The organism is Kitasatospora sp. NPDC058190 (assembly GCF_042883685.1).
GTDB lineage: Bacteria > Actinomycetota > Actinomycetes > Streptomycetales > Streptomycetaceae > Kitasatospora.
Genome location: NZ_JBHVVI010000203.1, coordinates 1 through 9,952, shown reverse-complemented (window position 1 = coordinate 9,952; position 9,952 = coordinate 1). Strand labels below are relative to the sequence as shown.

The window sequence follows — 9,952 nt, the reverse complement described above, 5'->3', positions numbered from 1 at the left end:
GTGCGGCCCTGGCCGCCGGTCGCGTGCAGCAGGCCCCGCAGTTCCTCGGACAGCACCGGGTAGCCGCCGGCCCACTTGCCGGTGGTCGGGATGGTACGCGACCACAGGTCCCGACCGGTCTGGCTCGGGGAGCCCATCAGCACCGCGTCGTCCCAGTGCCGGCGCAGCGCCTGCCACAGCAGCCGGAAGGCGTCCCGGCAGGTCACGACGTCGGCGCCGTCCGGGTCGAACCACTCCCCCATGGAGCGGATCTCGGTGGTGCCGCTGTCCGGCGCGCTCGCGGGGGCGTAGCGGCCGACCGGCTGGCGCTGGTGGACGAAGTGGCCGGCCAGCTTGTCCCGGCCGGAGCCGACGGCGGTCGTCCACCGCTCGGACGGGGTGTTCAGCCAGGCCGCCACGGCGTCCTTGAGCGTGCTGTAGCGCTCGGCGCCGTCGTGCCAGGGGGCGCCGGCGGTGATGTAGACCCGCTCCGTGCCGGGCGCGGCGTGCAGGACCGCGTCCAGGATCTCCCCGGGAGTGCGGGCGCCGAGGTCGAGCCGAACCGTCTGGTCGCGCACGGCCAGCACACCGGCCGCCGCGTCCAGGAACACCGTGCTGCGCGCCTGCTGAGTGAAGTTCGGGCGCTTGGAGACCAAGCCCGTGGTGACGGCCTCGAACCGCGCACCGGCCGAGCCCTCCGGAAGGGTGGGCAGCTCACGCGGACCGGCCTCGACCACCGGACGCGGCAAGGCAGCGACCGGAGCGGCCGGGACGACCGGCGCAGCGGCGGGGGCGGGCTGCTCGGCGACGGCCTGGCCCTCGACCTCGGTCGGCACCTCGGTGACCGGGGCGGCCGGGGCCGGCTGCTCGAGTACGGGTGCCCGGCGGGGCACCCGGGTCTGCCCTTCGGGCCCTGGCGTGCCGGGCGTCGAACGCGTATGCAGGAAGGGTCGCTGTTCCACCGCGGGAAGAGGCCCCCCTTGCATGCCCCCTTGCACGCCCGAGAGAACACCAGGGCCCAGGCCTCCGGACGCACCGGTACGCCGGTCCGCACGCCGCGCACCGGCGGCCGGGGGCCGGGGCCGGACCTGATGGCGCTGCAGGCGACCGCCGGGAACCGAGCCGTCGTCCAGATGCTCCGTCAGGCGGCGGGCCCGGCCGGGCGGGCCGACGCGGCGGTGCAGCGCTCGGCCGTCCACGACGTCCTGAGCACGCCCGGCCGGCCGCTGGAGGCCGCCGTCCGGTCCGAGATGGAGGGCCGGATGGGCGCCGACTTCTCCGCCGTGCGCGTCCACGACGACAGCGCCGCCCAGGCCTCCGCCGCCGAGGTCGGCGCCCGCGCCTACACCTCCGGGAACCACGTCGTCATCGGGGCGGGCGGCGGCGACCGGCACACCCTGGCCCACGAGCTCACCCACGTCCTCCAGCAGCGCCGGGGCCCTGTCGCGGGTGCCGACAACGGCTCCGGGCTCAAGGTCTCCGACCCGTCCGACCGCTTCGAGCGTGAGGCCGAGGCCAACGCCGTCCGGGTGATGCGCAAGCCGGTGGCGGGGCCCACCACGGCCGACCGGGCCGGCGGGGAAGCAGCCGGGCAGCACGAGGACGAGCACTGCGCCGACCACGGCGCCGGCCCCCTGGCCGAGGAGCCCGTCCTGCAACGGGCGGCCGCCTTCCAGCCGTTCACGGGCATGACGGCCGGCAACACGCAGATCGGCGGCATCCAGACCGACGTGCTGGGCGCCGTCGGCCTCGTCTACCCGAACGGCGGCACCCTCGGCAACTGGGTCCACCTGGAGCGGATGCTCAGCAACACCGGGGGCGGATCGTCGCCCGGCGAGCCCGCGGACATCACCGCCATCAGGACCGTCGACAGCGGCCTGGTGCGCGCCAACGGCCAGCAGAACGCCGCCACCGCGATGCACGCGATCAACGGCGACTTCACCGCCGGCGCCAACGACACCGCCACGAACATCTTCATGGGCTCGGCCAAGTCCAACACCCAGGAGCACTTCAACAAGGTCGAACGGCCCATCCGGGCCTCGATGCAGAGCGGCACCCACGGACTCGCCGCGAACTACGAGCAGTGGATCGCCGCCAACCAGCCGATCGACCTCGGCGACGGCAAGATCGGCTTCGCGGCCCCGGGGCAGACCGTCCAGGGCACCCAGTCGAGCGCGACGGCCCTGGCGCCCTACCAGCAGTCGCACCCGACCGTCACCCACGTCATGGACCCGGCCGCGCCCCTCACGAACCCCAACGCCAGGTGGCCCAAGATGATCCACTACCGGGTGACGCCGCACTACACGTACAGCAACGATCCGGCACAGTGGCCCCAGTTCCTGAAGGACAACCTCGCGGCGGCCCAGAAGCTCGTGGACGACGAGAAGCTCAAGCCGCTGAACGAGCAGGACCAGCCGGCACTGGCCAACGAGATCGCGGCCATCGACCTCCTGAAGCTGCGCGCGCATCAGCTATTCCCCGCGACGTACACCTGTGAGGCCGACTACTACCTCGCCTCCTACAACCCGCAGGCGCCCTGGTACCACGGCCACGACCTGGACACGTACGACGCGGAGGTCTGAGCTTGTTCTTTAACCTCTACCTGTGGTCGGTCTATGGCTGATGACGGCCCCACCGGCAACTCGACCGCTTTACGATCACAACATGATCAAAGGAGTGATGTTCGACTTCTCCGGCACACTGCTGCGCATCGAGTCGACCACAGAGTGGCTCGGTGCGGTTCTGACGGCGGCTGGCATCCGTCCGGCCGACGACGGGTTCACCGACTTGGTACGGCGGCTGACGGAGTACGGAGCGCTTCCAGGTGGACCGGCACCGCGGCACGTGCCTACGCACCTCGAAACACTCTGGCGCGAGCGGGACCTGAGTGCCGACCAGCACCGCGCTGCCTACACCGCATTGGCTCGGGAAGCCGGGCTACCAGTACCGGAGTTGGCGCAGGCGCTATACGACCGCCACATGATGCCCGCCGCATGGCAGCCCTACCCAGACGCCGAATCGACGCTGCGTGAACTGTGTGGACGGGGGCTCCCGGTGGCAGTGGTGAGCAACATCGGGTGGGACCTTCGGCCGATCTTCCGAGTGCACGGACTGGACGAGCTGGTCCACACCTACGTGCTCTCCTTCGAGCTGGGTGTACAGAAGCCCGACCCAGCGATCTTCAGGGTCGCGTGCGACCAGCTCGGCCTGTCACCCGCCGATGTGCTGATGGTCGGCGACGACCGCATCGCGGACGGCGGCGCGCAGGTCCTGGGCTGCCCGGTGCACTTCGTTGACCACCTGCCGGTCGATCAGCGCCCGGGCGGACTGGCACCGGTCCTGGCCCTGCTCGGGTCCTCCTAGCCGACGGCACCGGAGAGCTCGACGATCAAGGGCTGCGGGATTTCACATTCTCCGGACAGCGGAGCGGCCTTGGGGTGATCATGTGCGCTGTCGAGACGCTGGTGATCAAACCAAGGCCGTGAAGGTGAGTCTGCTGGACGATGCTGCCCGCTTCGAGTCCCTGTCTGCATTGTCGGGGTTCCGGGCCGACTTCTACGACTGCCTGACCGCCCGGGCGGACGCGCTGTTCGAGCTGACCGACGCGTTGCTTTGTGCCGATGGACCGATGAAGTCACTGGTCGACCTGACGCTGACCGCCGAGCACCGACGCGGTCACGGCGCACTCTACGACGGGCTGAACTGCGGCCGGATCGAGGCCGACCGGCTGCGTGCCGAGCTGGCCAGGCTGCCTCTGCCAAGGACCGACGACGGGCGGATCGTGCTCGCGGTGGATGTCAGCCCCTGGCTGCGGTCCGACGCATCCACGAGCGCGGACCGGTTGTTCTGCCACGTCTACGGACGCGCGAAAAGCGTCTCGCAGTTCATCCCCGGCTTTCCCTACTCCTTCGTTGCCGCGCTGGAGTCCGGACGGACATCCTGGACAGGAATCTTGGACGCGGTCCGGCTCGGACCTGAGGATGACGCCACCGCCGTGACCGCCCACCAGCTCCGCTCCGTGGTCGAGCGGCTGATCGCAGCCGGGCACTGGCGAGACGGTGACCCGGACATCCTGATCGTGATGGACGCCGGCTACGACGTCACCCGGCTGGCGTTCGTGCTGGCGGACCTGCCCGTCGAGGTGCTCGGCCGGATCCGCTCGGACCGGGTGCTACGGCTGCCGAAGCCGCCCCGGGCGCCGGGCACCAACGGCCGACCGCCTAAGCACGGGCCCGAGTTCGCCCTGGCCAAGCCCCCCACCTGGCCTGAACCGCAGCACACCACGACGACCGAGACCACCCGCTACGGCACCGCCACGGCCCGCAGCTGGGACCGGCTCCACCCCCGGCTGACCCACCGCACCTGCTGGCTCGACCACGACGGCGAACTTCCGGTCATCGATGGCACGTTGGTCCGTCTGGAGGTCGACCACCTGCCCGGGGACCGCAACCCCGACCCGGTGTGGCTGTGGTCCTCGGCCACTGGCGCCACCGCAGCCGACGTGGACCGCTGGTGGCGGTCTTACCTGCGCAGATTCGATCTCGAACACACCTTCCGACTCTTCAAGCAGACCCTCGGCTGGACCCGACCGAAGATCCGTACTCCTGAGGCGGCGGACCGCTGGACATGGATCGTCATCGCCGCACACACTCAGCTCCGCCTCGCGCGTCCACTCGCTGAGGACCTGCGCCGCCCGTGGGAGAAGCCTGCTGCCCCAGGGAGGCTGACCCCCGCCCGCGTCCGCCGCGGGTTTAGGAACCTCCGCGCCGCCACGCTCCATCCCGCCAGGGCGCCGAAACCCGGCAAGCCCGGCCCCGGACGGCCCCCAGGCTCGAAGAACCGTCGACCCGCGCCCCGCTACGACGTGGGTAAGACCGTGAAGCGCGACCTCACCATGGCCGAGCATCAAGATCGGAAAGGTTAAAGAACAAGCTGAGAGCCTGATCACTAACCAGGCGGACCGCTGGATCGGGTGATCATTGTGGGACGAAGGCATAGAAGAAGGACCTCCTGGTAGCTCGAGAGGTGTCAACGCAACTCAATCGCCAGAAGGTCCTGTGCCGCAGTTCTACCGCGAGTCCCGCACTGGCTTCAACTTCCCTGCCTCAGCGTGTCGTTGTGCCGCTCACCTGTACGGATCCGCACACGAGTACACCGACCGTCGGCCGGTGTACTCCAGCGACATGACCGATGCGGAGTGGGAGGTCACACTCGCCGCGCTGCCCACGCCACCGTGGCTGGAGGGCCGCGGCGGCCGCCCGGCCCGGTACTGCGAACGCCAGCTCATCGACGCGGTCCGCTACGTCGACGACAGCGGCTGCAAGTGGCGCCAGCTCCCGGCCGACTTCCCGCCCCGCTCCGCCGTCTACGCCTACTTCCAGCGCACCGCCGAGAACGGCGCCCTGGCCGAGTACCACGACCGGCTCCGGGCCCGAGTACGCGAGAGCGAGGGCCGCGCCGCCGAGCCCACCGCAGCGATCATCGACTCCCAGTCCGTCCCCGCCGCCGAGACCGTCGCGGCAGGCCACCGCGGCTATGACGCAGGAAAGAACATCGACGGCCGCAAACGCCACATCGCCGTCGACACCCTCGGCCTGCTCCTGGCCTGCCTGGTCACCCCCGCCTGCGTCCCCGACCGCGACGCCGCCGAACCACTGCTCGAGTTCCTGCACGACCAGCACGAAACACATCAGCCTCGTGTGGGCCGACGGCGGCTACACCGGCCTGCTCGTCGACTGGGCCCTTACCGCGCTCGCGCTGACCGTCGCTGTCGTCAAACGCGCCGACGACACCAGCGGCTTCACCGTCCTGCCCCGCCGCTGGGTCGTCGAGCGCACTCTGTGCGCCACGAGGCGCTCTGTTTGTATCCCCGGCTCAGCCGGGAGGAACTCGGAAGGAGGTTCCTGGGCCGAATGACTCACCTGGATCCGAAAGGTGAAGGGGACAAGAGCATGTCAGGAAACCGGTGACCGGGTCCAGTTGTCAGGGACGGTGTGCCGGGCGGCCCGCGCGATATGGCGAAGACTGGATTGTTTGAAGCCCAATCTCCAGAAGATGCAAGTTCCCATCCGTCGGAAAGACAGCTGCAACCGACGCCGACCCTGCACTGGTTTCGTTTGTGTCAACTGGTGCAACTTCCGGGGCTCGGAGCGATGTCCAGCGAGGACATTCAAGGAGATGAGTGGGACGCCTGTGTCGCGCTAGAACGTACAGACAGAGACGAACGTGGGATCGCCTACGGGACGCGAGTCCTATGGCGACGGAGGCCCCGTAGTAGTCGCCGGAGTAACGCCCGGCCGGGGAGGGCGGGAAAGCCGTCCGCAGGGCGAAGGGGGCCAGGTGATTCGGACACCCGGATATGGGGAGGTATGCGAAATGCAGAGTGCCGCAACGGTGCTGGGTGTCCTGCGTGAGCGCGGCAGGCGTCGTCTGCCGTGCGATGAACTGTATCGACAGTTGTTCAACCCGCAGTTGTATCTGCTGGCCTATGGTCGCATCTACGCCAACCACGGCGCGATGACGCCCGGGGTCACGCCGGAAACCGTGGACGGCATGTCCCAGCGGAAGATCGGCCGGATCATCGAGGCGATGCGCCACGAGCGCTACCGCTTCCGGCCGGTCAGGCGCGTGCACATCCCGAAGAAGAACGGGAGCACGCGCCCTCTTGGGCTGCCGACCTGGTCGGACAAGCTCGTCGGCGAGGTAGTCCGCCTGCTCTTAGAGGCGTACTACGAGCCGACGTTCTCCGACCGATCGCATGGATTCCGTCCCCGAAGGGGCTGCCACACCGCGTTGCGGGAGGTGGCCCACACCTGGACCGGGACATCCTGGTTCATCGAAGGGGACATCGCCGACTGCTTCGGCAGCTTGGACCACCAGGTCCTGCTGTCGATCCTCGGCGAGAAGATCCATGACCAGCGGTTCCTGCGGCTGGTGCGCAACATGCTCACAGCCGGATACCTGGAGGACTGGAAATGGGGTGCCACGCTCTCCGGAGCCCCGCAAGGCGGAGTGGCTTCCCCGATCCTGTCCAACATATATCTGCATCGGTTGGACGAGTTCGTCGAGAGGGTTCTGATCCCGGAGTACACCCGTGGAGAGCGCCGGGTTCGCAACCCGGCATATTTGGAGTTGCAGAATCTGCTGGCGAAAGCCCGCCGGCGCGGCGACCGGGCCCAGGCCCGGACGCTGCGTCAGCGGATGGTGAGCCTGCCGAGCGCGGATCCCAACGATCCGTCATATCGCAGGCTTCGCTATGTCCGCTACGCAGACGACCACCTCCTCGGATTCACCGGACCGAAGACCGAGGCCGAGCAGATCAAGCATCGCCTGGCAGAATTCCTGCGTGACGAACTCAAGCTGGAACTCTCCCGGGAGAAGACGCTGATCACCCACGCCCGAACCCGGGCGGCGAGGTTTCTCGGCTACGAGATCACGACCCAGCACAACGACACGAAGAAGACCGGCCGCTACCGCAGGGTCAACGGCCAGATCGCCCTTCGTGTCCCCCGGGACGTGATCAAGGCCAAGTGCGAGCCCTACCTGGTTCGCGGCAAGCCCGCGAAGCGAACGGAACTGACCAACGGCAGCGATCACGCGATCGTCGCCACGTTCGGGGCCGTCTACCGGGGCATCGTCCAGTACTACCTGCTCGCCGGAGACGTCTTCCGGCTGCACCGGCTGCAATGGGTCATGGAGACATCCATGCTCAAGACCCTTGCGGGCAAGCACCGTTCGACCGTGACGAAGATGGCCGCCAAGCACAAGGCCAGGATCGACACACCCAACGGGCCCCGAATCTGCTTCGAGGCCCGCATCGAGCGGGAGAACAGGAAGCCGCTGGTGGCGCGGTTCGGTGGAATCCCACTCCAGCAGCAGCGGTCGGCGAAGGTCGTCGACCGTCGGCCTGTCTGGGTGGACTACCCGCAGAAGGAGCTGATCACCCGGCTCCTGGCGGACACCTGCGAGGTATGCGGGGCCACCGGTGATGTCCAGGTGCATCACGTCCGGGCCCTTGCCGATCTCGCTCGTGCCGGATGGCCGCCGTCCGACTGGGCGCGCGTCATGCTCGACCGGCGGCGCAAGACCCTCGTGGCCTGCGAAGCCTGCCATGACCGCATCCACGAAGCACGAACGGCCGGATCACTCACGTTGTGATCACTGGAGAGCCGGATGACCAGGAAACTGTCATGTCCGGTTCGGCGGGAGGCCGCGCGGAAAAGGACCTGCCTCGGACAGGCACCTCGCCGCGCGGCCGACCCAACGTCCTGGATCTGCCGGCGCCGGCGCTGCGTGCGCGACTACGAGCGCCTGCCCGCCCACCACCTCGCCATGGTCACCTGGTCGATGACCATCCTCATGACCCGCCGCCTGGCCCGACGAGCCGCACGCCCCCGATGAACCGGCCGCTCACGCCGCCACGGCCCGCACGGACGCCGAGGCGAACCGGCCCCGATCCGCCTGCACCGCCCAGCCCCGCACGATCAGACGCTTCGCCTTCGCCCGCACACCCTCCACCACCGAAGCCGTCGCCTCCAGCCCGAGCAAGCGCGCCAGTCCACCAGCCGACAACGGCTCCGCAGACGCTTCCAACACCTGCGCCAACTCCCTATAGATCGGCGGGAGAACGACCAAGCCCATGCCCGGCTCCCGCACCGGCACAGCAACCCGGACCCCGCCGTCCGCTCCCGCACCCGCCGGACCGATCGCCACCGCACCACCCCGGTCACCAGGCTCCGAACGCAACACGTCCCGCAGCGTCTCCCGGGCGATCACCAGACGCGACAACTCCGCCTCGGCCTCCCCGAGGGCAGCGGCCAACCGGGCCGCCTCGCCCCGCAGCCGCTCGACCTCGCGCCGAGCCCTGGCCTCCCGCTCCTCCACCAGCCCCAACACCGACGGCATCAGAAACCTCCAACCACAACGAAAGAGACCAACCACCACATCTCTCCCACCCAGAACGGAAGTTCACGCCACCAAACGATCACCCGATCCAGTGGTCCGCCTGGTTAGTGATCAGGCTCTGAGAGGACGTAAGTAGGCCAAAGCGCTATCACCGGTGCTAGTGTTTTGGCCCTGGCCAGCAGGGCCAACAAAGGCCAGCCGCTGTTTCAGAGGGTGTTCTGCGAGTCTTGGGCGGTTCTCGTCGTCCTTGAAGGCAGGTTGTCCGGTTCCGGTGCTTCACAGCGGGCCGTCGGCGCGGTGTGCTGATGGATGTGGGTGAGCGTCCTGCGTACCCGAGCGACCTGTCTGATGAGGCCTGGGGCCTGATCCGGCCGGTCCTCACCGCGTGGAAGGCGAAGCATCCCTCGGTCAGCGGCCATACGGGCCGGTACGCGATGCGGGAGATCGTGAATGCGATCCTCTACCAGGCCCGCACCGGCTGCCAGTGGCGCTACCTGCCCCACGACCTGCCGCCCAAAAGCGCGGTGTACTACTACTTCGGAGCATGGCGCGACGACGGGACCGCCGAGACCATTCACGACCTGCTGCGCTGGCAGGTCCGCGAAAGCCGCAGGCGATACGAGGACCCCACCGCGGTCGTCCTGGACTCCCAGACCGTGCGGACCTCGACGAACGCCCCGAAGGACACGACCGGGCTGGATCCGGGAAAGAAGAGCCCGGGCCGCAAGCGGGGCATCGCCACCGACGTGCTCGGCCTGGTCATCGCCGCCGTCGTGGTCGCGGCGAGTGTCCACGACAACGCGATCGGCATCGCGCTGCTGGACAAAGTCGTCCGCGCCGCGCCCACCGTGACCAAGGCATGGACGGACGCCGGGTTCAAGAACGCGGTCGTCGAGCACGGCGCCCACCTCGGCATCGACGTCGAGATCGTCCAGCGTGAGCCCGGCACACGAGGGTTCACACCGGAGCCCAAACGGTGGGTGGTCGAGCAGGTGCGCCGTGAGGCGCTTGTTGATCGTGTGGAGGTGAGAGACCTGCACCAACCCGCTGTCGCAGCAGTGGGGTTGAA

General features: G+C 68.8%; 7 protein-coding genes and 1 pseudogene. 6 read left to right on the top strand and 2 right to left on the bottom strand.

Annotated elements, in window-relative coordinates:
- Positions 1–872, bottom strand: a pseudogene (locus ACFVWU_RS43005) (hypothetical protein); the annotation flags it as partial.
- A 99-nt stretch (positions 873–971) separates the two neighbouring features.
- Between ACFVWU_RS43005 and ACFVWU_RS43000 the strand changes: the two are divergent.
- The 5 genes from ACFVWU_RS43000 to ACFVWU_RS42980 all read left to right on the top strand — a co-directional run bounded on the left by ACFVWU_RS43000 (position 972) and on the right by ACFVWU_RS42980 (position 8,136).
- A complete protein-coding gene (locus ACFVWU_RS43000) occupies positions 972–2,561 on the top strand; it encodes a DUF4157 domain-containing protein (RefSeq protein WP_387631762.1) in 1,590 nt (529 codons plus the stop codon).
- A gap of 82 nt (positions 2,562–2,643) precedes the next feature.
- The gene (locus ACFVWU_RS42995; protein WP_387631761.1) at positions 2,644–3,342 is read left to right on the top strand and encodes an HAD family hydrolase; all 699 of its coding nucleotides are present in this window, start codon (positions 2,644–2,646) and stop codon (positions 3,340–3,342) included.
- Positions 3,343–3,466: 124 nt separating this feature from the next.
- Complete coding sequence (locus ACFVWU_RS42990) at positions 3,467–4,903, top strand: NF041680 family putative transposase (RefSeq protein WP_387631767.1); 1,437 nt, start codon at positions 3,467–3,469, stop codon at positions 4,901–4,903.
- Positions 4,904–5,162: 259 nt separating this feature from the next.
- On the top strand, positions 5,163–5,948 hold the full coding sequence (locus tag ACFVWU_RS42985; protein WP_387631759.1) for an IS5 family transposase: 786 nt from the start codon (positions 5,163–5,165) through the stop codon (positions 5,946–5,948).
- 406 nt (positions 5,949–6,354) lie between these two features.
- Positions 6,355–8,136 carry a reverse transcriptase domain-containing protein gene (locus ACFVWU_RS42980; RefSeq protein ID WP_387631757.1) on the top strand — a complete coding sequence of 594 codons (1,782 nt, stop codon included), beginning with the start codon at positions 6,355–6,357 and terminating at the stop codon, positions 8,134–8,136.
- Positions 8,137–8,388: 252 nt separating this feature from the next.
- Here the strand turns inward: ACFVWU_RS42980 and ACFVWU_RS42975 are convergent, their stop codons facing one another.
- The gene (locus tag ACFVWU_RS42975) at positions 8,389–8,883 is read right to left on the bottom strand and encodes a hypothetical protein (RefSeq protein WP_387631755.1); all 495 of its coding nucleotides are present in this window, start codon (positions 8,881–8,883) and stop codon (positions 8,389–8,391) included.
- Between the two features lie 311 nt (positions 8,884–9,194).
- On the opposite strand from ACFVWU_RS42975, the gene ACFVWU_RS42970 reads away from it, so the two are divergent.
- Positions 9,195–9,952 (top strand): IS5 family transposase (locus tag ACFVWU_RS42970; RefSeq protein ID WP_387631765.1); only part of this gene is annotated, 758 nt, incomplete at its 3' end.

What these genes read in the sequence shown, in the direction of transcription:
- ACFVWU_RS42995 (WP_387631761.1), top strand. Translation starts at nt 2,644, where the DNA reads ATGATCAAAGGAGTGATGTTCGACTTCTCCGGCACACTGCTGCGCATC.
- ACFVWU_RS42985 (WP_387631759.1), top strand. Translation starts at nt 5,163, where the DNA reads ATGACCGATGCGGAGTGGGAGGTCACACTCGCCGCGCTGCCCACGCCA.
- ACFVWU_RS42980 (WP_387631757.1), top strand. Translation starts at nt 6,355, where the DNA reads ATGCAGAGTGCCGCAACGGTGCTGGGTGTCCTGCGTGAGCGCGGCAGG.
- ACFVWU_RS42975 (WP_387631755.1), bottom strand. Translation starts at nt 8,883, where the DNA reads ATGCCGTCGGTGTTGGGGCTGGTGGAGGAGCGGGAGGCCAGGGCTCGG.